This window comes from Gordonia sp. ABKF26 (assembly GCF_041103195.1).
Classification (GTDB): Bacteria; Actinomycetota; Actinomycetes; order Mycobacteriales; family Mycobacteriaceae; genus Gordonia; species Gordonia terrae.
The window spans coordinates 4,336,304-4,356,440 of sequence record NZ_JBGCVZ010000003.1; the positions used below are offsets into that span (position 1 = coordinate 4,336,304).

The window sequence follows — 20,137 nt, forward strand, 5'->3', positions numbered from 1 at the left end:
AGTCAACGATTTCCGACGCACGGTCAACGAGACGGGTTCGGGGCGTACACCGTCATCCAGTGCGGGTGCAATCGGAAGTAGATGACTTCGACGTCCCAGTCGAAGGCGTCGTCACCGTAGATCTTCTTGAAGTGCGCCACCAACTCGGGCCAGTCATCGGCGCGAGGACCGTCCAGCGGGTTGAGGATCTCGACCGTCCCGTGCGTGAACACGCCGAGTTCTTCGCCCTGGATGTGCGCGGCGCTGGCGGCCGGGCGTGTCTGGAGGTGCCGGGCCTTCGCGGCGGTGCGCGCGGTCCCGAAGACCCACTTGCCGTGGAGGAAATGACCGTCGACGGCACTGATCCGCGGTTCACCCGATGCGGTCACCGTCGAGAGCGCGAGCACTCGCATACCGGTCAGGACCTCGGTCAATCGGGTTGCGTCGACGGTGTTCTCGGTATTGATGATGGAACGGAGGTGGTCGGTCGATCGGGACAGGGACGCGTCGAGAAGCGTCTGAAGGTCGCGGAGTTCGTCCGGGGTCTCGTACATGGTGAGAGTTCCTCGTGGCCGTTCACCGGCGACGACCGTCGTCGCCGAGGAACCCCATGGTGCCACCGGAAGCCGGCTACGAGGGCTGTTCGCGGCCGACCGTTCTTGCTGTCTGGAGCGGCAGACCCAGTGGCGGCGCCTCGGGATGCAGAGCCGCGCCGGCGGCGAGGAGGTCGACGTCGACACGGCGTCCGATGCCCGCACAGACGGCGTTCAACGACGCCAGCACGCCCGCGCGTCTGCCGAAACCCGCTGTCGCGAAACCGGTCACGTCACTGCCCTCACAATCCCCACGCGGTGGCGAGCAATTCGTGCGAGATCAATCGATGGTCGAAGTCGTGCGTGACGCTGGTGACCAACAACTCGTCGGCGCCGGTCACCCGGGCGAGTGTCCGCAGACCGTCCACGACGGTCTCGGGATCACCGACGAACTGGGTGCGTACCCGATCGTCGACGAGAACGCGCGCACCGTCGTCGAGGGGACGTGCCGTATCCGGGTCCGGATACGGTTGCGCGCCTGCCCCGCTCCGGATGCCGTGCACCCAGTGTCCGTAGGTGGACGCGCGGTGACGTGCGGTCGGCTCGTCCTCGGCGACAACGACATCCGCGGATACGACGACATAGGGTTCGGCCAGGACCGACGACGGGCGGAAGGCGCTGCGATACGCCTCGACGGCCTCGAGGACCGTGCTCGGGCTGACGTGATAGTTGGCCACGAACGGCAGGCCACGCGCCCCCGCGGTCTGGGCACTCTGCCCCTTGCTGCTCCCGAAGATCCAGATCGCCACGTCCGCGCCGCGTCCGGGCACAGCGGTCAGTGCAACGTCGTGGTGAACGAAGTCGCCGGACAAGAGTGCGAGGACGTCGCCGACGGCGTCGTCGAAGTCCGGCGGTGACGCACCGTCGAACTGCGACGCCTCGAACGCGGCGACGACCCGCGGTGCGTTCAGGACCGACTCGACGGGGAACGGCGTCGGGATGAGCAGGCCGTCGATGATCTCGTCGGGCTGTCGGGGTGCCGGCTCGCGGGGTGCCGGTTGCGGGTCAGCGGTCGACAACTCGGTGCGACGTTGAGCGGACCGGCCGAGGCCGAGGTCCAGCCGGCCGGGGTACAACGCGTCGATCGTCCCGAATGCCTCCACGATCGACACCGGGGTGTGCAGTCCGCTCTGTACCGCCGCCGACCCCACCCGGATGGACTCGGTCGCGCCGGCGATCAGCCCGATGAGGGTGGTCGTCGACGAACTGGCGACCGCGACGAAGTGATGCTCGGCGAGCCAGAACCGCCGGTATCCCAGGCGTTCGGCGTGCTGGGCCAGCGTGACGCTGCGACGCACTGCCGTCGCGGCGTCACTCCCCTCGGTGACCGGCGCGAGGTCGAGCACCGACAGCGGTATCGGTTCCTTGTCTGTCATGCCTCTCCTGACCGTCTCGAGTCCTCCGCCGAACACGCCTCATCCTGATCACCGAAGCGTGGTCGGCGGCAGATCGGAAGGGTTTGACCCACCACGATCCGATGACCGGGTCCCGGAATCCCCGGTTTCCCGCCACCGTTCGAGACGGGGACAGACATCCACGACACGACTGAGGGAGGACTCGATGGCCGAACACGTGCATGTTGCCGTGGCGCTCGACGGTTCGGGGTCGCATCCGGGTGCGTGGCGCGCGCCCGGGGCCCAGCCACACACCCTGACGACGGCGGCATACTGGCAGCGACTGATCGCAGAGGCCGAAACCGGGTTGCTCGACTTCGTCACCTTCGCGGATTCGTTTGCCCTGCACCGCGTGCGCCCGCGTACCGACCGGGCGACCGGTGGACTCGACTCGGTACTGCTCGCCTCCCGTCTCGCACCCACGACCCGCTCGATCGGGCTGATCCCGACGGCGACGGTCACCCACACCGAGCCGTTCCACGTCTCCAAGGCGATCGCGACTCTCGACTACGTCAGCAACGGCCGTGCCGGAGTCGTCCTGCGCACCACCGCGGACCCAGCCGAGGCCGCTCTGTTCGGCAGGCGGAGTTTCCCCGACGACCCGGCGGTGCTCGCCGACCTCGCGTCCGAGGCGCTGGACTTCGCGACCGTGCTCGGACTGCTCTGGGACTCGTGGGAGGACGACGCCGAGATCCGCGACGTCGCGACCGGCCGCTTCATCGACCGAGACAAGCTGCACTACATCGACTTCGCCGGGGACCATTTCTCGGTGCGGGGCCCCGCCATCACCCCGCGCCCGCCGCAGGGGCGGCCGGTCGTCGCCGCGACCGGCGCACATCCCACCGACCTACAGGTGATCGGGCGGGGTGCCGATGTCGGGTTCATCAGCCCCCGCGATGTCGACGACGCCGTGCGCGCGGTGGACGCCGTGGGTGCCGCCCATTCGGACGCCGGTCGTGAGATCGACGATCCCGCACTGTTGTTCGTCGACCTGTCCGTGGTGCTGGCCGCATCGGACGAGGAGGCGGAAGGGCGTCGGGCTCAACTGGACGACTGGGCCGGTGAACCGTTCACACCCGACAGTGCTGCGTTCACCGGTACACCGACCGGACTCGCCGACGAGATCGAACGCTGGGCGGCGGTGGCGGGAATCAGCGGTATCCGGCTGCACCCGGCCGCCTTGTCCGAGGACCTACGCGCGATCACGCAAGGGCTCGTACCGGAACTGCAACGCCGCAACCTCTTTCGTTCCGGATACACCGAGTCGACGCTGCGCGGACACCTCGGCCTCGACCGCCCGTCCAACCGATTCGCCACTGGAAAGGCCGGTGTCGCATGACCAAGCAGGTGCATCTCGCCGCACACTTCCCCGGGGTCAACAACACCACGGTGTGGAGCGACCCGGCGTCGGGCAGCCAGATCGAGTTCGACTCATTCGTCCATCTCGCCCAGACCGCCGAGCGCGGGAAGTTCGACTTCTTCTTCCTCGCCGAAGGCCTGCGACTCCGCGAGCAGAACGGGCTGATCTACGACCTCGACGTGGTCGGGCGACCGGACACGTTCACCGTCCTGTCCGCCCTGGCCGCGGTGACCACCCACCTCGGCCTGACCGGCACCATCAACTCGACCTTCAACGAACCCGTCGACGTCGCACGGCAATTCGCCACCCTCGACCATCTGTCCGCCGGACGCGCGGCCTGGAATGTGGTGACCTCGTGGGACGAGTTCACCGGCGAGAACTTCCGTCGCGGGGGCTATCTGCCCGAGGACCAGCGCTATGCACGCGCCAAGGAATTCCTCACCGCCGCGGCGACGCTGTGGGACTCGTGGCGCGACGATGACGTGCTCGCCGACACCTCGAGCGGCCGATTCCTGGCTCGTGAGGATGCCGGCGAATTCGACTTCACGAGTTCGCAATTCGACATCCACGGGCACTTTCCGACCCCTCGTCCGCCGCAGGGTAGGCCGGTCATCTTCCAGGCCGGGGACTCCGATGAGGGACGGGAGTTCGCGGCCGCGACCGCCGACGCCATCTTCTCCCGGCACGCCACCTACGACGCGGGCCGAGCCTTCTACGCCGACGTCAAGCGGCGGCTCGCCTCCCACGGCCGGCGTCCCGAGGAACTCCTGGTGCTGCCCGCCGCCACGTTCGTCGTCGGCGACACCGACGCGCAGGCCGCCGAACTCGCCCACGAGGTGCGCCTGCAGCAGGTCAGCGGGCAGACTGCGATCAAGTTCTTGGAGCAGTTGTGGAACCGCGATCTCTCCGCCCACGACCCCGACGGCCCGCTCCCGCAGGAGGATCCGGTCCCGGGCGAGAACACGGTCGCGAAGGGACGAGCGAGCGTGCGTATGCACCGCGACCCGGTCGCCGTCGCCCGCGAGTGGCGCGACCTCGCCGAGGCGAAGAACCTGACGACGCGTGAACTCATCATCGAGGTCACCGGCCGCCAGTCATTCGTCGGCTCGCCGCTGACCGTCGCGCACACGATCAACGACTTCGTGCAGGCCGACGTCGCGGACGGCTTCATCCTCGTGCCCCACATCGTGCCCGGCGGGCTCGACCGGTTCGTCGACGAGGTGGTGCCGGTCCTGCAAGAACTCGGCGTGTATCGCACCGACTACGAGGGCACCACGCTGCGGGACAATCTGGGGCTGGCGCATCCGGCGGGCTGAGCCTCGTCAGGACCCCGTCGCTTGCCGGGCACCTCAGGACGGCTCCAGCGCGCCTCGACTCATGAGCTCCGCCACCAGGACTCGAACCTGACCCCGTAGCCAGGCGTATTTACTTGTCTGACCAGCGAGAATAGAGGGCATCTGCGCTGGTCACCCACACACTACATGTGGACATAGAGGCAGGCAATTACCCGTAGATGTCGGCGTGTAGGGCACGATAGGTGCATGACGACCAGGGGAAAGCCGAGACAACGCCGGCGGTTTGGCAAGATCAGGCAGCTACCGAGCGGGCGTTATCAGGCGAGCTACGCCGATCCCGGTGGGAACCAACTTCGCCATGTTGCGCCTCGTACCTATGATGCGAAGCTCGACGCCGAGGGATGGCTCGCTGCCGAGTCGAGACTTATCCAGTTGGGCGAGTGGGTGCCGCCGGCCGAGAGGGTCGAGACGAGGGCTGCGAAGCTCGTCACCTTCCGTGAGTTCGCCGAACAATGGCTCATCGAACGCGACCTCGCACCTAAGACCCGGGCGCTATACCGGGGTCTGCTCGACAGTCGGATTCTCCCGGTTCTTGGTGACGAACGGCTCTCAGACATCACACCGGCGCTGATCCGAACATGGTGGGCCGGCCTGGGCAAAGAGACGCCCACTCGCTCCGCACACGCTTACCAACTCACCAAGACTATCTTCGCGACCGCGGCCGGGGACAAGCTCGTATCCGAGAATCCCTGCCAGATTAAGAACGCCGGCAAACCGCCCAAGCGCCGCGACATTGAGCTACTGACCCTCCCGGAATTGCGTACAGTGACGGCCGCGATGCCGGAGAGGTACCAGGTGGCGGTCCCGGTCTTGGCATGGTGTGGCCTCCGATTCGGGGAACTAATCGAACTGCGGCGCAAAGACGTTGTGCGCCGCGACTCGTCAACCGTGCTCAGGATCAGGCGCGCCGCAACTCTGGTGGACAATGAACTCGTGGTCGGTCCGCCGAAATCCGACGCCGGCGTTCGTGACATCCATGTTCCTCCCCACGTCGCTCAACTGCTCACTGAGCACATGGCGCAATGGACCGGCCATGGTCCCGAGTCGTTCGTCTTCACAACCACGAGGGGCAAGCGGCTCAGCGCCTCAGCGTTCACGAAGACCTACAAGCTCGCAGTGGCGAAGGTCGGCAAGCCGCAGATGCGCATACATGACCTGCGACATACCGGCGCGACATTGGCAGCGCAAGCCGGAGCGACCACGAAGGAGCTAATGGCCCGGATCGGCCACACGACCCCCGAAATGGCTATGCGGTACCAGCACGCAGCCGCGGACCGCGACGCCGCCATTGCCGCTCGACTCTCGGAACTCGCCGAAGAAAGTTGACCAGCGGTTCCCCAGATCACCTTCGTAGCGACACCCGCACGATAGCCTTTGTATGGACATGCCGACCCAGGTGTGTAATCCCGAAGTCATTGAGACCCGTTGTTCAACAATGGGTTCAACAGTCGTGCAAGGAGTCCGATGTCACCGTTCGTGTCCATTCAGCAGGCCGCAGATCACCTCTCGGTTAGCCCCAAGACCGTGAGGCGCTGGATAGGTGACGGCCGGTTGACCGCCCACCGCGCAGGGCCCCGGCTCATCCGCATTCCAACCGCCGAACTCGACCGGATGATGGGCAGCGTGGGTCCCAGCACGTACTAGGTGCCACCCGCGGCAGATTGGGTCCAGCAGGACATGCACCCTGCTCGGCCTTGTCTGCCGCGTTGCTTCCGGAGAGCCCTTGAGTATCTGCACGAACGGCTCATTCTGAATGTAGGCGGTGTATCCGCCGCATCCTCGATCCCCGCAGACCGGAGCAATCCATCATGCCCGAAAAACCCTCCGTTGCAACGGAATACGTGTCGATCTCAGAAGCATCCCGTCGTACCGGCGTGGGCCGCGAAACCATCTCCAGGATGATTCGACGCTACCCGGATCGAATCCCGCACCGGACCTTGGTCACCGCCAAGCGGTACGACTTCGCCGCCATCGAGCGAGTGTTCGGCCGATGAGCAGCGAGATTGCCGCGGGCAGGATCGCCCACCTTCTCCGTGTCCCGCTCCCGGACCTCGTTGCCGCGATCCGGACGGGCGAGATTGCCGGCCGCGTAGCCGGCTCGACCGCCACCGTCCACGAAGGCGTATCGAAGCTCATCGTGTGGGCGGCGGCGCACCGCGAGACCAGATCAGCAAACACAACCACCGAGTAGGAGTCGAACAATGCCGAGTGCCGGCGAGCGAATGATGGGCCGCGGCGAGTGCCCGAGCTGCGGCCAGATGGTGCAGCGTCGACGGGACTTCGCCCTCCGCAAGCATCCCGGATGCGATTACGTGGACGACCCCTCGGAGGCGTTTCACTTCGCCCTGCTCGACGCCGCGCTGATCCTGTCGCCGGCCGCCACCGCGGCCAACCCGGAACCGGGCGGTGTGAACGTGTTCATCGCCCGCGACGGCCGCACATACGCCGATCTCGATGCGTTGGCCCCGACCGAGCCCGCCATGCGGCTGGGCGACTCCGCGAGATAGCTCACCCCTCAGAAGAGGAAACCCCCGACGTGCCCTGGACTGGTCCCCAGGAGTTGGACTGGTAATTCGGGAGGTTACGCCACGAGGGTCTGAGTCCGGTATTGCACCGGGCTTAGACCCTCGAGGCGTTCGGAGGTGCGGTTGTAGTTGTACCAATGGATGTAGTCATGCAGGGCGGCCTCGAGGGCTTGAGTGTCGAGGTAGGTGACGTGGTGGAAGCATTCCTCCTTCAGGTGTCCGAAGAACGCTTCCATCACGGCATTGTCGTAGCAGTTCCCTTTACGTGACATCGATTGCTGCGCACCGGCTTCGGCGAGTAAACGTCCCCAAGTTTTGTGCTGGTATTGGAAACCTTGATCGGAGTGCACCAACGGGCGCTGGCCGGGTTCGAGGGTGGCAAGTGCGGCCCGCAAAGACGAGTGGGTCAGATCTAGATTCGGCGATCGACTGATCGAGTAGGCAATGATCTCGCGGTTGTACAGGTCCAAGATCGGTGACAAGTACAGCCTGTTCTCGCCGATATGGAACTCGGTCACGTCGGTGACCCACTTCTGGTTGGGCGCCTCGGCGGTGAAGTCGCGGTTGAGTAGGTTGTCGGCGATGACCCCGGTCTGGCCCTGGTACGACACGTAACGACGCCGGCGGACCTGACAGGCCAGACCGAGCTGACGCATCAGCGCCAGCACGGTCTTCTTCGCGATCTGCTCGCCACTGTTGACCAACTCGCGGTGTACTCGCCGGTGGCCGTACCGGCCCTTGTTGGCGTGAAAGATCTCGCTGATCGCGGCCTTGGTCTGTTCCCATGGGTCGGGGCGGGCGAGTCGGGCCTGGTGGTAGAAGAACGTCGAGCGTGCCAGCCCAGCCGCGGCGAGCAGATCGCCCAGTCGATGTTCTGCCTTGAGGGAGACGACGGCGTGAACCTTCAGGACCGTCGGTGCTGCTGCCTCAAGGCCTGCAATTTTCCCAAGTATGCGTTCTCCGCCCGCAACCGCTCGTTGTCCCGACGTAACTGTTCCAGCTCGCTGAGCTCTTCGACCGGCTGGGTGCGAGGGCGGCCACGCGGCTTGGGTTTGAGCCCATCGACGCCGTCACGACGGTAGATTCGCGCCCACGCTTTGAGCTGTTGAGGGGAGGACAGGCCGGCCTCTTGACTGAGCGTGAGCGCGTTCTCGCCGGCCAGGAAACGCTGCACCAGAGCGACTTTGAACTCGAATGAGTACGTGCCCTGGACTCGCTTCTCCACCAATGCACCCCTGCCATGAATTCGCCAACGCTGATACAGCGTCTTCACCGCATCGCGTGACGCGCCTACCTTCCTAGCGACCCAGCGATCAGCGAAACCTTCCTCGAAAAAGGCTACCGCCCGCTCACGCTGCTCCACCGACAACGAACTACGTGGATGCATACAACTCTCCCCGGGTAGTCGAAACTGATTTTCAGTCCAACTCCCGGGGAGCAGTCCAGCCCACGCCGGGGGTCTCAGAAACGATCGAAGGAACTCCCAATTCCTATGTCAACCAGCATAGCATCACCGGCCACCTCGGACACGCAATCCGGGACCGACGACCGCGCCTTTCTGTTTCAGTGGCAGAGCAAGCTCGCCGACAACCAACGCGGCAAGCACTACGTCGGCGTCCTGTTTGCAATCGCCCGGTACATCAACAACGACTCCGGCGAAGGATGGGCGTACCGCACGGCGCTGATCGAGGCCACCGGACTAAGCGCCTCGACAGTGAAGAGACATATTCGCGACGCTGAGGCCGATGGATGGATCGTGCGAACCGAGATTGGCAGCAGCAAGCGGCATCGGGCCACCACCTACAAATGTCTCATCCCGCAGTGGGCGGCGGCGTCACCCCGCCCTCATGTCCGAGCCGCATTGAACGAGGACTCAGCGAGTGCTCGCGATGGTATCGCGATGGGCTCGCGAGACGCTCGTGAGTCCACGGGGTGTCACACCAGGTCGAACGGGGTGACAGGCCAGGTCGAGCAGGGGGTCAGTAGTGAGCCCCTAGGGGGTCACCCACGAGCCCCTCAGGGGGTCAGCAGTGAGCCCCCAACTACTCCTGTACTACTCAATACAACTACTCAGGTAAAGAACTCGTGCCGCGTCGCGCCACGGTCGTGGACGGACCCGCGTATTCACGGCGAGCGCACCGACACGCCGATGCCCCTGCATCCCGAGTTCGAGGGCAACATCGCGACGCGCAAGGTCGCGGCGAACTACGGTTTCGACCACGACCGCGCTGTCGATGCCTTCCATGTCGCCGTAGCCGAGACCCCCGGGTTCTACGACCGCAGCAACTGGGGAGGCGTCTTCACGTCGTGGATACGCGGCGAGACTGACGAGCAGTTGCCGCCGATCTCCGACTACATTTCATTAGCCAAACCCCCGAATCGCCCAGCAGGGGACCGCTCAGCCCCGGCAACCGCGACCGCAGCGCCGAGAACGTGCGCCGCCGAGGGCTGCTCGAACCCTCTCCTGCCGGCATCCATGTCGAGCCTCGACCGCTGCATCACCTGCGCGGTTGCAAGTCCCATCGGAGGCGCTCGGTGATGACCACCTCTCCGATCTGGACCACGTGCCGCTGCGAGCAGGGTCACCGCAACGTGGCCCGCTGGTTGTGCTGCGCGACTGGCGGATTCAACGTCGCCGGCCTGCCCTACGTCCGCCGCGCTGGCTCCGCTGCCGTCCTCTGCCCACAGACGAGAACGGCGTGGCTCTACTTCAGTTGCGCATCGGCGGAGGCCAATCGCTACCGGCCCGGATCGGTCTGCAACGGCTGCCTGACCACACACCACGTCGTCATCCTCGCCCCTCAACCCAAGGAAAGACATGTCCCACAACCCACCTGACGACCTCTCCGATCTAGGAGAACGGCTGCCCCTCGGTGATCCACGCGGGCCGATTGCGCACCGGCATCACGGCCGGCATCAGGACGAGTGGATCGCCACTCGCGAGGCCGACGACCGCGCTCGACGGTGGCGGCGGCCAGCTACCCCGCTTGAACTGGCCCTGCTCGTGCACCACCGGATGCTCGACCCCGAGGACCCCCGCACGGTCACATGCACGAACCGATGGCGCGGAACGATCCGTTGCCAAACGTTCAGCGCGGGCCGGATGGAACTGCAAGACGATCGAATCGCCGGCACCGCGCCGGCCCCCGGAACCGAAAGCGAACCAGCATGAGTGACACCACCGACATCGACCCCACGTCGACCCCGGACCTTACGACCGACAGCGACGTCGACCCCCTGGACGACACCATCAGCATCGAGGACACCGAGAAGACCACCGGTCGCGCCGCGGGGCTTCGAGCACGAGCGCAAGACGCCGAGGCCGCCCGAGACGCCGCCCTCACCCTCGTTGAGGCACTACGCCAGCGCGAAGCTGAACGACTTGCGGAGACCAAGCTGGCCGCCGTCGCGGACCTCTGGGAGTACGGCACGGTCTCGCCGGCCGACCTCATCGACGACGCCGGCCTGATTGACCCCGCCAAGGTTGAAGCCGCCGTGGACGAGCTACTGGAGGCCCGCCCCGGCCTTGCCAAGTCGGAGCTTCGCCGGCCGACGCCCGGGAGCTACGCCGACCAGGGACAGTTCCGCACCGGCCAAGTCATCAGCAAGCGCAAATCGTGGGCCGACGTGTTCTAACTCGACGCAGGAATGGCCTTTTGGGCAGATCGGGCAAGCGAGACAATAGAACCGTAAGGCTCGAAGCGTCATCGCTCGCCTGACCCACTCTCTCACTCGCGTCATAGCCGTGAGGATTCCCCAACACCCAAGCACCACAGAGGAATAACTCATGGCTCTGACCAAGAACACTGCGACCGGCGCTATCGACGCCGCAGCCGTCTCCGAACTCGTCGTCGAACCCCTCGTGGCCGACGCGAAGATTGCAACCATCGCGACCGTCCTCACCAACGTCGGCGGGTCGGCACTCCGCGTGCCAGTCATCGGTGACGACGACGACCACGTGACCTTCGCCGCCGAGGCTGCCGAACTCGACATCGCCAACCCACAGATCACCGAGAAGGTATTCGGGTGGTCGAAGGTCGCCAGCCTCGTCGGCATCTCATCGGAGACCGTGGAGGACGCCCACAATTCGGGTGGCGGTGTGCTCAACATCGTCGGTCGATCCCTGGCACGCTCGCTCGCCAACCGCGTCGACCGAGCCAGCTTCGGCAACGCTGCACCCGCCAACGGTTGGGCCGGCATCCAGGCCGCGCACGCCGCGATGCACAATGCCGGCGAAACCGACCTGTCGAACGTCGATGCGGTGCAGGATGCTATCGCCCTGATTCGCGCAGCAGGCGGCAATCCGGCACACGTGGTGACCTCGCCCGAGGTCTACGCCACACTCGCCAAGGCAAAGACCGGAAGCGGCTCGAACGTGCCGCTGCTGGGACAGTCCGCCTCGACCGACGCCCAAACCGTCGCCGTCGCAGGGCTGCCCGTCGTGGTCTCCCAGCACGTCGCGGCGAGCACGCTCTACGTCACCGCGCCCACGGCAACCGTGTTCGCCATCCGACGAGATGCGAAACTCGAAACCGACACCTCGGCGCTGTTCACCAGCGATAGCGTGGCCGTCCGGATCACACTGCGAGCAGCATTCGGCGTCGTCAACGCCGAGCACCTCGCCAAGATCGACGTCGCGTAACCCCGGAATCTTCCGCGTGCCAGTCACACGCGGATAGCCCCGACCGCCGCGTCGGTCGGGGGTCCTCTCAGGGATCAATGGAGCCCGCGCACCTGTTCACGTCAGACATGCCAGGTGGGCGGGTTCTGTTGTATGACAACGATTTACAAACACAAGGAGGGTTGCGACATGGCGATCACCGAAGACGAACTGCGCGACTATTCCGCCAACGCCCAGACATGGTTCGAGTCCATCCCGAGCGGAAACCTGACCGCGTCCAAGGTAGTGCTCGCACGCGAGGTGTGCCGAGCCATCACCCGACTCGACCAGATCGCGGCCGAGCTCCAGGACGCCGAACTGATCGTGGCCGGCGCGGCACACCCCCTCGTCACCGAGCAGCGGAGATTGGGGGAGGCGACAGCGAAGCTGATCGACTCATTGAGAGTGCCCGAGGATTCCCGTCGAGGTCGCCGCGGCCCTAGGCGACCCCGGCGGGCGCAGCTGCGAGGCCCGGCGGCGACGAGTAGCGAACGTGATGTGGTGGCCCGCATGGTCGGTCGCGCCTGAACGTCAGGCTGCTGCCACGACGTCGATCCGCCGGCCGACGCACGTCTCGTAGTCGGCGATGGCCTGCTTCAGCTCGTTATATAGGGGCCATAGCCGCTCGAACTCGTCCTCGTCACCGAGGGCCTCGCGCACCTTGCGTTCCAGGTCTCGGACTCGGATTAGCGCGTGGTCGCGCCGCTCGCGGGTGAAGATGTCGACGTATGCCCGCTCGACACGGTGCCGGCGCTGCTGGGCGCTCTCGCCTACTCGGCCGCGGGTGCGGTCCCACGGGGAGCGTTGCGTCGTCGGAGATGACGGCATGATCACAAGAAGGACGAGCAGGAATGCGAGACAGAAGACGGCGAGCATTGGCGGGGACCTCCAGAACATGGTGGGAGTGAGTGGGTGTTGGGTGGCTGACTGTGGGCCGGGGCTCACGCGGCAATGGCCGTGACCGCCACCCGCCGTCTCATGCAGTGCTCGTAGAACCGGACCGCTGATCCGAGGTCATTGCGGATCTGGATGAACCGCTCGTACGGGTCCTCGTCCTTCTCGGCCTCGTCGTAGAGCGCCGTGAGCCGGGCCAACTCCTCGCGGGCCTCCTTCAGCGACTGCGACGAGAACCGATGCATGTAGCTCAGCTCAGCGGCTTCGCGGCGTGCGGCCAGACTTTCACCGAGTCGCGGCCGGCGAGTTCCTCGGGTGCGCTCCCACGACGATTGGTGCGGTTCCGGCGAGGATGCCGAGACGACGAGGATCACGACGAGGGTGGCAAACAGGATGACGGGGAACATGGTGGAGACCTCCGGGAAGTGGGGCGAGAGGTGGGGGTAGGTAGGTCGACCGGCGAGACCTGCCCGGGGGGGCCTCGTCCACCTGACCGATCCCGGCCGGTCGCGACATCGGGACCACGACGGGCACCCGGCCCGGGTGCATCTGCCAGGCCGTTGCTCGGCGCGAGACCCCGCCGAACCGCCGGCGTGTAACCAGCGCACCGACCACACGACGCGGCCCGGCATACGGCCGACCACACCAGCGCGAGGAACCGCGTACGGAACAACCGCGTGATGTCTTCGGTGACCTCCTCGGCCAGCGCGTCATCGACCCACGCCGCATAGTGGGCCCGCTCGGCGTCCTGCCAGAACTCCACCTCGGCGCGCTCGGCCGCACGCTCGGCGCGCAACTCGGCCGCCACCGAGACCATGACATCGCGGTACAGAACACGCGGTTCGATCTTGTCGAAGTACGCGGCGCGGTCGGTGTCATACCCGATTGCGAACTCGTCGGCGCGCTGCATCTGGGCATCACGGACCGCGTAGTAGGTCGTCTTGCAGCGTTCGACGAATGCTGTCGCCACGTCACTGCACCAACTGTGCGACAAGCGATTCGACCGTTGCCAGACGCTCCAAGACCAGCTCCGGTGACCAGTCCAGGGCGTCTTCCAGGCCCCACACGGCATCGACGAGCTCGATGCGCACGGCGTCGTCGGCGGTGGTCTCGGCCACGTCGTGGAAGTACGAGAGGGACGACTCGGCCGCCGCGATGACGTCGGGGCTAGGGGTACGGGCAGCAAGGGACATGACGCCTCCAGGCGAGAAGTATGAGGAGCGTGGCGAGAACCGCCGGCGTGCACACCGTACGCACGAAAACGTATGTCGCGCAACCGATTCCGTAGGTCATTAGGGGGGAGGAACCCCCCGCCCCGGTCGCGCCACCCGGCACGCAGCACTCTGGTGACGGCCCCGCGCCGAGGTTTTCAGGTGCTCTTAGACAAGAAACTCGCGATACGCCGTTAATACTCAGTCCATGGCAAACATGACCAGCTGGCAGATCTTCGGTGCGGTGATTCAGATACTCGGGTCGATCGCGACTCTCGTCGGCCTGGGGCTCGTCGTGCGTGACGTGCGGGAGGTCATCGCGAAGTACTTCGGCCTCCCGAGAAAGCGCGACGCGAACGTGACACTGGATGTATCAGCGACAGCAACGTTCGAGAGTCACGCGGGTGTCGTAGTGCAGTTCAGGCTCCGAGGCGCCGTCGAAGACAAGCTCGACCAGATCGAGGAAGCGGTTCGCGACTTGCGAGACGGCATGGCGGAAGCAGACGGCCAACGTTGGCGACTTTCATTGCGCGACGCCGAACTCGGACGCCAGATTAGCGAAGCGGAGGCGCGGGCAAGGAGTTACACCGATGACGAGTTGAGGCGACGGAGTGAAGAAGCCAGGACAGTAGGCGCACGCGATGTGACGATCGCCTTGCTGGGCATCGTCGCGACCATCATCGGTCAGATAGTTGCGCTGTGGCCGTTCTAGGTAAAGTCTGCTACTGGAGGCGTAGGTTAAGCTCGGCCGACCACTCGGCGGTCTGAATGGCGGCCTCCAGCACCCGCTCCTGGTGCTCGGTGTCGTTGGCTCGGTTCTCGTTCTGGTCGGACATGGGACGATGCTACGTCGACCACGGTAGGGCTGTCGCAGGAGTTTCGTGCACAGCCAACGGGCACCCACGGGTGGCAGGAGCTTGACCCCATCCCGGACGTCCCACGAACCTTGCCTACCTATCGCGTCAGGCCACGACCGATTGCCACCTGGCCCGAAGGCAAGGCGGTAACCATGTGGCACCGGCTTTCGATTCGCGAAGTCGCAAGTGGTGGCCCTCATCGACGGTGAGGGACTGAGCTACATCGAGCAGGCTGGTTTACGTCGGGCTCTGCAATGACGACGAGTGCCCCGGTGCCGAGTCGAACGGCACTGCACCGACGGGGCTTTCGAGCGGGGCTACGTCGGGTAGCAGCGGGTGCAGCGGGTGCAGCGGGTCGTCGCACGAGGGCGGGCAGCCTTCCGCCCGTTTTCGCCGCAGAGGGCGGTCACTGATAGGTCGTCAGCGCGCAGGAGGTCGACGGCCGGCACGAGATGCAGAACGCCGCCGACGGTTACGCCACGATCAGCATGGCCGCTGATGACGTCCTGGAGTGCGGCTCGATAGCCGGTGTCGTAGTCGGGATCATGGGTCGGGTCCGGTGCGACGTCGAGGATGCGCGTCAGCAGCGCGGGGAGGATGGGGCCGGGAATGCCGGCCACCCGATCGGCAGCGGCGAGGTACCCGCGAGTCCATTGGTCGTCATCAGGGTTGAAGTCGTCGGCGCTCACGAGGCATACCAGCCGAACGCGAAGCAGGCGTGAAACACGCCAAGTGGAACGAAGTAGATGACTGCGAGGAACAGCGCAGTACTGAGTACCATTGCGGTACGGCTCATTCGGGTCTTCTCCGATGTAGTCGAGACCCTGGCTCAGCGTTGGCGCGCTGACCGGGGTCGATCTTTCTACGGAGGTCATAGAGTGCACGTCTAGTGCACGACCCGAATCTGAGAATGAGGAAAACCCGCGTCTACCTGCGGGTTATTGTTGCTCCGCCACCAGGACTCGAACCTAGAATGCCTGAACCAAAATCAGGAGTGTTGCCGATTACACCATGGCGGATCACTGCGCTGACGATTGTGCCACAGCACCGCGGCACTCACGTCGGCGCGACCTCGTTTCGACGACGCGCCTCCGGTCGGGATCGCGTCGTCGAAACGAGGCCTGAGACCGATCAGTCCTTGGGGCCGCCGGCCACATAGACGACCTGGCCGGACACGAAGCCCGCACCCTCACTGATGAAGAACGACGCGGTGTGCGCGATGTCCTCGGGCACACCGACACGGTTGACCGGGATCTGGCCCGCTGCGGCGCGCTTGAAGTCCTCGAAGGGCACACCGACGCGCTCGGCGGTCGCCGCGGTCATCTCGGTCTCGATGAATCCGGGTGCGATGGCGTTGGCGGTCACGCCGAACCGGCCGAGCTCGATCGCGAGGGTCTTGGTGAATCCCTGCATGCCCGCCTTCGCCGCCGAGTAGTTGACCTGGCCGCGGTTGCCCAGGGCCGAGGTGCTCGACAGGTTCACGATGCGTCCCCACTCCGCCTCGACCATGTACTTCTGAGCAGCCTTGGTGACGTTGAACGCGCCGCGAAGGTGAACCGCCATGACCGCGTCCCAGTCGTCGACAGTCATCTTGAACAGGAGGTTGTCACGGGTGATGCCCGCGTTGTTGACGACCACCGTCGGCTTGCCGAGTTCGGCGACGACCTTCTCGACCGCGGCGTTCACCGAGGCCTCGTCGGCGACGTCGGCACCCACCGCGATGGCCTTGCCACCGCCGTCGGTGATGGCCTTGACGGTGTCGGCGCAGGCGTCGGCGTCGAGGTCCAGGACGGCCACCGCCAGTCCGTCGTCGGCCAGACGCTTGGCCACGGCCGCGCCGATCCCCCGTGCGGCCCCGGTGACGATCGCCGTCTTCTGCGTGCTCATTCATTACCTCCGTGTGGTCGTTTCACGAACCGGACAACTCCGGCGCGCTTGGTTCTCGCTCCCGCACCCACCCTGATCCGTCGGTGACAGTCGACGGGACATCAGCAGGATCTACCGATTGATCGCTCGGCGTTCGCGGTCCCTATGTGTTCTATCAGGCCCCGTCGGGAGGATCGGGCACAAACAGCGCGCTGCATTTCGGCCGTGGGGCACCGATGCGTAGGATCGCACCCGACGTGCGACCGCGGGCCGGGTCAGCGACCCCCGTCGGCGCCGTCGAGGAGACATGATCGTGGCAGTCACCGATCAGGAAGAGGGTGGGCATTCGATGACGGGAACGTCGCCATCCGTGGCCGTGATCGTCCTGGCCGCGGGCGCCGGTACCCGCATGAAGTCCAAGACCCCGAAGATCCTCCACACCATCGCCGGACGGTCCCTCGTGGGCCACGCGCTGCACGGAGCGGCAGGCATCGGACCCGAGCACCTGGTCGCGGTCGTCAGCCACGAACGCGAACGGGTGACGGCGGCCATCGGTGAGATCGCCGCGCTCCTGGGTGTCGAGGTCGGCATCGCCGAGCAGGACTCGCCGCGCGGAACCGGCGACGCCGCCCGGGTCGGACTCAGCGCGCTCCCCGAGGATTTCGGCGGCACCGTCATCGTCACCGCCGCCGACGTCCCCCTGCTCGACGCCGACACCCTGCGCGCCCTCGTGGACACCCACCTCGACGGCGGCGGGGCCGCCGTCACGCTGACGAGCTTCGTTGCCGACGACCCGACCGGATACGGACGCATCATCCGCGACGGGGACGCCGTCGCGGCGATCGTCGAACACAAGGACGCGACCCCCGAGCAGCGGGCGATCACCGAGGTGAACGCCGGCGTGTACGCCTTCGACGCCGCCGCGCTGCGCGTCGGTCTGTCGAAGCTGTCGACGGACAACGTGCAGGGCGAGTACTACCTGACCGACATCGTCGAGATCGCCCGCGGCGAGGGGCGGGCGGTCCGCGGACACACGGTCGCCGATCCGGTACTCGTGGCCGGGTGCAACGACCGCGCTCAACTCTCCGCGCTCGGCGCCGAACTGAACCGACGCATCATCCGTCGTCATCAGCTCGACGGGGTGACCGTCGTCGACCCGGCGACCACGTGGATCGACATCGACGTCACCATCGAGCCCGATGCGCAGATCCGGCCCGGCACACAGCTGCACGGTCGTACACACATCTCCGCCGACACCGTGATCGGACCCGACACGACTCTCACCGACGTCACCGTCGGAACGGGTGCGCAGGTGATCCGGACGCACGGCAGCGACGCGGTCATCGGTGCCGACGCCACCGTCGGTCCGTTCGCCTACCTTCGTCCCGGGACGGCGCTCGGGGTCGCGGGCAAGATCGGCACGTTCGTCGAGACCAAGAACGCGACCATCGGCGACGGATCGAAGATCCCGCACCTCACCTACGTCGGCGACGCCACCATCGGCGAGCACTCCAACATCGGTGCGTCGAGCGTCTTCGTCAACTACGACGGAGTCGCCAAGCACCGCACGGTGATCGGCGACCACTGCCGCACGGGCTCGGACAACATGTTCGTCGCCCCGGTCACCGTCGGCGACGGGGCGTACACCGGCGCCGGAACCGTCGTGCGGCAAGATGTACCGCCGGGGGCCCTCGCGGTCTCGGCGGGAGAACAACGCGTCATCGAGGACTGGGTCGTGCGCAAGCGGCCCGACACCGCGGCGGCGCGGGCGGCCCTCGACGCACGCGAGAACGACTCCGGGACGGCCTGACACCCCGACCCGTGCTCGACCCTGCAGATCCGAAACGACACGAACAGAAGAGTTTTCATGACCTGGACCACTGACAACCAGAAGAACCTGATGCTGTTCTCTGGTCGTGCCCATCCCGAACTCGCCGAAGCAGTCGCCGACGAACTGGGCATCAAGGTCACGCCGCAGACCGCCCGCGACTTCGCCAACGGTGAGCTGTTCGTCCGCTTCGAGGACTCCGTGCGCGGCTCGGACGCGTTCGTCCTGCAGAGCTGCCCGTACCCGCTGAATCAGTGGGTCATGGAGGCGCTCATCATGATCGACGCACTCAAGCGCGGTTCGGCGAAGCGCATCAGCGTCATCCTCCCCTTCTACCCGTACGCCCGCCAGGACAAGAAGCACCGCGGTCGCGAGCCCATCTCGGCCCGCCTCATCGCCGACCTGCTCAAGACCGCGGGCGCCGACCGGATCATCACGGTCGACCTGCACACCGATCAGATCCAGGGATTCTTCGACGGCCCCGTCGACCACATGCACGCGCAGGGCCAGCTCGCCGAGTACATCCGGGGCAAGTACGGCACCGACAACATCGCCGTGGTGTCCCCCGACTCCGGTCGCGTGCGTGTCGCCGAGAAGTGGGCCGACACCCTCGGTGGCGCCCCGCTCGCGTTCATCCACAAGACCCGTGATCCGCTCGTGCCGAACCAGGTCAAGTCGAACCGCGTCGTCGGCGAGGTGGAGGGCCGGACCTGCATCCTGATCGACGACATGATCGACACCGGCGGCACCATCGCCGGCGCGGTGCGCGTCCTCAAGGACGCCGGTGCCGGCGACGTCATCATCGCCACCACCCACGGCGTGTTCTCCGACCCCGCGGCCGAGCGTCTCGCGAGCTGCGGCGCCAAGGAAGTCATCGCCACCGACACCCTGCCGATCCCGGCGGAGAAGCGGTTCGAGAACCTCACCGTCCTCTCGATCGCTCCCCTGCTCGCGCAGACGATCCGCGAGGTCTTCGAGAACGGCTCTGTCACAAGCCTGTTCGACGGCATCGCCTGACCCTTCGAGGCTCGCTTCGCTCGCACCTCAGGGAACAGAAGGCAGCTCCGATTCGCACCCCAGGGAACAGAAGGCAGCTCCGATTCGCACCCCAGGGAACAGCCGCTTCGCTCGCACCCCAGGGAACAGAAGGCAGCTCCGCACGCACCCCAGCGAGTGGCGCCCTCGCACCTCGGCTCCCTGAGGTGCGAGGAGCGTTAGCGACGAGCCACGAAGGGCCGCGCCGCGAACCGGGTACCGTGTGGTCCGTGGACGCGACGATCTATCACAACCCGAAGTGTTCGACCTCGCGGAAGGCGCTCCAGGCGCTCCGCGACGCCGGCATCGAGCCGGCCATCGTCAAATACCTCGACGAGCCGTACAGCCGCGAGCAACTCGTCGAGCTGTTCGCCGACGCCGGGATCACACCCAAGCAGGCCGTCCGGACACGCGAGGCGCTCTACAAGGAACTCGATCTCGCCTCGGCCACCGACGATCAGATCCTCGACGCGATGGTCGAGCACCCCATCCTCGTGGAACGCCCGATCGTCGTGACCGACAAGGGCACTCGCATCCCGCGGCCCATCGACAAACTCGACGAGATCCTCTGACCGCCCGG

27 protein-coding genes and 1 tRNA gene are annotated in these 20,137 nt (G+C 66.0%); 15 read left to right on the forward strand and 13 right to left on the reverse strand.

Annotation, left to right across the window (positions count from 1 at the left end):
• Positions 1 to 23: 23 nt before the first annotated feature.
• The 3 genes from AB4Z55_RS20055 to AB4Z55_RS20065 all read right to left on the reverse strand — a co-directional run bounded on the left by AB4Z55_RS20055 (position 24) and on the right by AB4Z55_RS20065 (position 1,948).
• Complete coding sequence (locus AB4Z55_RS20055) at positions 24 to 533, reverse strand: pyridoxamine 5'-phosphate oxidase family protein (RefSeq protein WP_239400721.1); 510 nt, start codon at positions 531 to 533, stop codon at positions 24 to 26.
• Positions 534 to 609: 76 nt separating this feature from the next.
• On the reverse strand, positions 610 to 804 hold the full coding sequence (locus AB4Z55_RS20060; RefSeq protein WP_033203652.1) for a hypothetical protein: 195 nt from the start codon (positions 802 to 804) through the stop codon (positions 610 to 612).
• A gap of 10 nt (positions 805 to 814) precedes the next feature.
• Positions 815 to 1,948 (reverse strand): LLM class flavin-dependent oxidoreductase, encoded by a 1,134-nt coding sequence (locus AB4Z55_RS20065; protein ID WP_248645011.1) that lies wholly within the window; start codon positions 1,946 to 1,948, stop codon positions 815 to 817.
• A gap of 184 nt (positions 1,949 to 2,132) precedes the next feature.
• Here AB4Z55_RS20065 and AB4Z55_RS20070 point away from each other — a divergent pair, with 184 nt between their 5' ends.
• From AB4Z55_RS20070 to AB4Z55_RS20095, 6 genes are all read left to right on the forward strand, one after another.
• A complete protein-coding gene (locus AB4Z55_RS20070; RefSeq protein ID WP_369520374.1) occupies positions 2,133 to 3,305 on the forward strand; it encodes an LLM class flavin-dependent oxidoreductase in 1,173 nt (390 codons plus the stop codon).
• Positions 3,302 to 4,642, forward strand: coding sequence for an NtaA/DmoA family FMN-dependent monooxygenase (locus AB4Z55_RS20075; RefSeq protein ID WP_354559982.1), 1,341 nt, complete (start codon positions 3,302 to 3,304; stop codon positions 4,640 to 4,642). The genes AB4Z55_RS20070 and AB4Z55_RS20075 overlap by 4 nt, the downstream gene beginning before the upstream one ends.
• A gap of 225 nt (positions 4,643 to 4,867) precedes the next feature.
• Positions 4,868 to 6,007: a tyrosine-type recombinase/integrase gene (locus tag AB4Z55_RS20080; protein ID WP_369520375.1), complete on the forward strand. Its 1,140-nt coding sequence runs from the start codon at positions 4,868 to 4,870 to the stop codon at positions 6,005 to 6,007.
• Positions 6,008 to 6,145: 138 nt separating this feature from the next.
• Complete coding sequence (locus AB4Z55_RS20085; RefSeq protein WP_369520376.1) at positions 6,146 to 6,325, forward strand: helix-turn-helix domain-containing protein; 180 nt, start codon at positions 6,146 to 6,148, stop codon at positions 6,323 to 6,325.
• Positions 6,326 to 6,671: 346 nt separating this feature from the next.
• A complete protein-coding gene (locus AB4Z55_RS20090) occupies positions 6,672 to 6,872 on the forward strand; it encodes a hypothetical protein (protein ID WP_369520377.1) in 201 nt (66 codons plus the stop codon).
• A 10-nt stretch (positions 6,873 to 6,882) separates the two neighbouring features.
• On the forward strand, positions 6,883 to 7,188 hold the full coding sequence (locus AB4Z55_RS20095) for a hypothetical protein (RefSeq protein ID WP_369520378.1): 306 nt from the start codon (positions 6,883 to 6,885) through the stop codon (positions 7,186 to 7,188).
• A gap of 74 nt (positions 7,189 to 7,262) precedes the next feature.
• Here the strand turns inward: AB4Z55_RS20095 and AB4Z55_RS20100 are convergent, their stop codons facing one another.
• Positions 7,263 to 8,159, reverse strand: a complete 897-nt coding sequence (locus AB4Z55_RS20100) for an IS3 family transposase (RefSeq protein WP_369521038.1) — start codon at positions 8,157 to 8,159, stop codon at positions 7,263 to 7,265.
• Positions 8,111 to 8,593 (reverse strand): helix-turn-helix domain-containing protein, encoded by a 483-nt coding sequence (locus tag AB4Z55_RS20105; protein ID WP_239402528.1) that lies wholly within the window; start codon positions 8,591 to 8,593, stop codon positions 8,111 to 8,113. Before AB4Z55_RS20105 ends, AB4Z55_RS20100 begins: the two co-directional genes overlap by 49 nt.
• A gap of 762 nt (positions 8,594 to 9,355) precedes the next feature.
• Here AB4Z55_RS20105 and AB4Z55_RS20110 point away from each other — a divergent pair.
• A complete protein-coding gene (locus tag AB4Z55_RS20110) occupies positions 9,356 to 9,745 on the forward strand; it encodes a hypothetical protein (RefSeq protein ID WP_369520379.1) in 390 nt (129 codons plus the stop codon).
• Positions 9,745 to 10,044: a hypothetical protein gene (locus tag AB4Z55_RS20115; protein ID WP_143707972.1), complete on the forward strand. Its 300-nt coding sequence runs from the start codon at positions 9,745 to 9,747 to the stop codon at positions 10,042 to 10,044. Before AB4Z55_RS20110 ends, AB4Z55_RS20115 begins: the two co-directional genes overlap by 1 nt.
• Positions 10,045 to 10,057: 13 nt before the next feature.
• Here AB4Z55_RS20115 and AB4Z55_RS20120 read toward each other — a convergent pair whose 3' ends face one another.
• Positions 10,058 to 10,216 (reverse strand): hypothetical protein, encoded by a 159-nt coding sequence (locus AB4Z55_RS20120; RefSeq protein WP_369520380.1) that lies wholly within the window; start codon positions 10,214 to 10,216, stop codon positions 10,058 to 10,060.
• Between the two features lie 158 nt (positions 10,217 to 10,374).
• Between AB4Z55_RS20120 and AB4Z55_RS20125 the strand changes: the two genes are divergently transcribed.
• The 3 genes from AB4Z55_RS20125 to AB4Z55_RS20135 all read left to right on the forward strand — a co-directional run bounded on the left by AB4Z55_RS20125 (position 10,375) and on the right by AB4Z55_RS20135 (position 12,394).
• Positions 10,375 to 10,842, forward strand: coding sequence for a hypothetical protein (locus AB4Z55_RS20125; protein WP_369520381.1), 468 nt, complete (start codon positions 10,375 to 10,377; stop codon positions 10,840 to 10,842).
• Positions 10,843 to 10,993: 151 nt separating this feature from the next.
• A complete protein-coding gene (locus AB4Z55_RS20130) occupies positions 10,994 to 11,848 on the forward strand; it encodes a phage major capsid protein (protein ID WP_369520382.1) in 855 nt (284 codons plus the stop codon).
• 168 nt (positions 11,849 to 12,016) lie between these two features.
• Entirely contained in the window at positions 12,017 to 12,394 is a 378-nt protein-coding gene (locus AB4Z55_RS20135; RefSeq protein ID WP_369520383.1) for a hypothetical protein, read from the forward strand.
• 3 nt (positions 12,395 to 12,397) lie between these two features.
• Here AB4Z55_RS20135 and AB4Z55_RS20140 read toward each other — a convergent pair whose 3' ends face one another.
• From AB4Z55_RS20140 to AB4Z55_RS20155, 4 genes are all read right to left on the reverse strand, one after another.
• Positions 12,398 to 12,742, reverse strand: coding sequence for a hypothetical protein (locus AB4Z55_RS20140; protein WP_369520384.1), 345 nt, complete (start codon positions 12,740 to 12,742; stop codon positions 12,398 to 12,400).
• Between the two features lie 65 nt (positions 12,743 to 12,807).
• Positions 12,808 to 13,167 (reverse strand): hypothetical protein, encoded by a 360-nt coding sequence (locus AB4Z55_RS20145; RefSeq protein WP_369520385.1) that lies wholly within the window; start codon positions 13,165 to 13,167, stop codon positions 12,808 to 12,810.
• Positions 13,131 to 13,730 (reverse strand): hypothetical protein, encoded by a 600-nt coding sequence (locus AB4Z55_RS20150; protein WP_369520386.1) that lies wholly within the window; start codon positions 13,728 to 13,730, stop codon positions 13,131 to 13,133. Before AB4Z55_RS20150 ends, AB4Z55_RS20145 begins: the two co-directional genes overlap by 37 nt.
• Position 13,731: 1 nt before the next feature.
• Positions 13,732 to 13,953, reverse strand: coding sequence for a hypothetical protein (locus AB4Z55_RS20155; RefSeq protein ID WP_369520387.1), 222 nt, complete (start codon positions 13,951 to 13,953; stop codon positions 13,732 to 13,734).
• Positions 13,954 to 14,179: 226 nt separating this feature from the next.
• On the opposite strand from AB4Z55_RS20155, the gene AB4Z55_RS20160 reads away from it, so the two are divergent.
• On the forward strand, positions 14,180 to 14,683 hold the full coding sequence (locus tag AB4Z55_RS20160; protein ID WP_369520388.1) for a hypothetical protein: 504 nt from the start codon (positions 14,180 to 14,182) through the stop codon (positions 14,681 to 14,683).
• 462 nt (positions 14,684 to 15,145) lie between these two features.
• Here the strand turns inward: AB4Z55_RS20160 and AB4Z55_RS20165 are convergent, their stop codons facing one another.
• From AB4Z55_RS20165 to fabG, 3 genes are all read right to left on the reverse strand, one after another.
• Positions 15,146 to 15,517 carry a hypothetical protein gene (locus AB4Z55_RS20165; protein ID WP_369520389.1) on the reverse strand — a complete coding sequence of 124 codons (372 nt, stop codon included), beginning with the start codon at positions 15,515 to 15,517 and terminating at the stop codon, positions 15,146 to 15,148.
• A gap of 258 nt (positions 15,518 to 15,775) precedes the next feature.
• Positions 15,776 to 15,847 (reverse strand) — tRNA-Gln (locus tag AB4Z55_RS20170).
• Positions 15,848 to 15,959: 112 nt separating this feature from the next.
• Positions 15,960 to 16,715, reverse strand: a complete 756-nt coding sequence (fabG, locus tag AB4Z55_RS20175) for a 3-oxoacyl-ACP reductase FabG (protein WP_101819216.1) — start codon at positions 16,713 to 16,715, stop codon at positions 15,960 to 15,962.
• Between the two features lie 328 nt (positions 16,716 to 17,043).
• Between fabG and glmU the strand changes: the two genes are divergently transcribed.
• The 3 genes from glmU (at position 17,044) to arsC (ending at position 20,129) form a co-directional block, all read left to right on the forward strand.
• On the forward strand, positions 17,044 to 18,504 hold the full coding sequence (glmU, locus tag AB4Z55_RS20180; protein ID WP_248645557.1) for a bifunctional UDP-N-acetylglucosamine diphosphorylase/glucosamine-1-phosphate N-acetyltransferase GlmU: 1,461 nt from the start codon (positions 17,044 to 17,046) through the stop codon (positions 18,502 to 18,504).
• 57 nt (positions 18,505 to 18,561) lie between these two features.
• Positions 18,562 to 19,539, forward strand: a complete 978-nt coding sequence (locus tag AB4Z55_RS20185; protein WP_004022643.1) for a ribose-phosphate diphosphokinase — start codon at positions 18,562 to 18,564, stop codon at positions 19,537 to 19,539.
• A gap of 248 nt (positions 19,540 to 19,787) precedes the next feature.
• Entirely contained in the window at positions 19,788 to 20,129 is a 342-nt protein-coding gene (arsC, locus tag AB4Z55_RS20190; protein ID WP_354559981.1) for an arsenate reductase (glutaredoxin), read from the forward strand.
• Positions 20,130 to 20,137: the final 8 nt, after the last annotated feature.

Coding starts and splice junctions, on each gene's coding strand:
- AB4Z55_RS20080 (WP_369520375.1), top strand. CDS start 4,868: ATGACGACCAGGGGAAAGCCGAGACAACGCCGGCGGTTTGGCAAGATC.
- glmU (WP_248645557.1), top strand. CDS start 17,044: ATGACGGGAACGTCGCCATCCGTGGCCGTGATCGTCCTGGCCGCGGGC.
- AB4Z55_RS20075 (WP_354559982.1), top strand. CDS start 3,302: ATGACCAAGCAGGTGCATCTCGCCGCACACTTCCCCGGGGTCAACAAC.
- AB4Z55_RS20070 (WP_369520374.1), top strand. CDS start 2,133: ATGGCCGAACACGTGCATGTTGCCGTGGCGCTCGACGGTTCGGGGTCG.
- AB4Z55_RS20130 (WP_369520382.1), top strand. CDS start 10,994: ATGGCTCTGACCAAGAACACTGCGACCGGCGCTATCGACGCCGCAGCC.
- AB4Z55_RS20155 (WP_369520387.1), bottom strand. CDS start 13,953: ATGTCCCTTGCTGCCCGTACCCCTAGCCCCGACGTCATCGCGGCGGCC.
- AB4Z55_RS20115 (WP_143707972.1), top strand. CDS start 9,745: ATGACCACCTCTCCGATCTGGACCACGTGCCGCTGCGAGCAGGGTCAC.
- AB4Z55_RS20085 (WP_369520376.1), top strand. CDS start 6,146: ATGTCACCGTTCGTGTCCATTCAGCAGGCCGCAGATCACCTCTCGGTT.
- AB4Z55_RS20125 (WP_369520381.1), top strand. CDS start 10,375: ATGAGTGACACCACCGACATCGACCCCACGTCGACCCCGGACCTTACG.
- AB4Z55_RS20110 (WP_369520379.1), top strand. CDS start 9,356: ATGCCCCTGCATCCCGAGTTCGAGGGCAACATCGCGACGCGCAAGGTC.
- AB4Z55_RS20095 (WP_369520378.1), top strand. CDS start 6,883: ATGCCGAGTGCCGGCGAGCGAATGATGGGCCGCGGCGAGTGCCCGAGC.
- AB4Z55_RS20090 (WP_369520377.1), top strand. CDS start 6,672: ATGAGCAGCGAGATTGCCGCGGGCAGGATCGCCCACCTTCTCCGTGTC.
- AB4Z55_RS20185 (WP_004022643.1), top strand. CDS start 18,562: ATGACCTGGACCACTGACAACCAGAAGAACCTGATGCTGTTCTCTGGT.
- AB4Z55_RS20065 (WP_248645011.1), bottom strand. CDS start 1,948: ATGACAGACAAGGAACCGATACCGCTGTCGGTGCTCGACCTCGCGCCG.
- AB4Z55_RS20135 (WP_369520383.1), top strand. CDS start 12,017: ATGGCGATCACCGAAGACGAACTGCGCGACTATTCCGCCAACGCCCAG.
- AB4Z55_RS20105 (WP_239402528.1), bottom strand. CDS start 8,593: ATGCATCCACGTAGTTCGTTGTCGGTGGAGCAGCGTGAGCGGGCGGTA.
- fabG (WP_101819216.1), bottom strand. CDS start 16,715: ATGAGCACGCAGAAGACGGCGATCGTCACCGGGGCCGCACGGGGGATC.
- AB4Z55_RS20145 (WP_369520385.1), bottom strand. CDS start 13,167: ATGTTCCCCGTCATCCTGTTTGCCACCCTCGTCGTGATCCTCGTCGTC.
- AB4Z55_RS20160 (WP_369520388.1), top strand. CDS start 14,180: ATGGCAAACATGACCAGCTGGCAGATCTTCGGTGCGGTGATTCAGATA.
- AB4Z55_RS20055 (WP_239400721.1), bottom strand. CDS start 533: ATGTACGAGACCCCGGACGAACTCCGCGACCTTCAGACGCTTCTCGAC.
- AB4Z55_RS20140 (WP_369520384.1), bottom strand. CDS start 12,742: ATGCTCGCCGTCTTCTGTCTCGCATTCCTGCTCGTCCTTCTTGTGATC.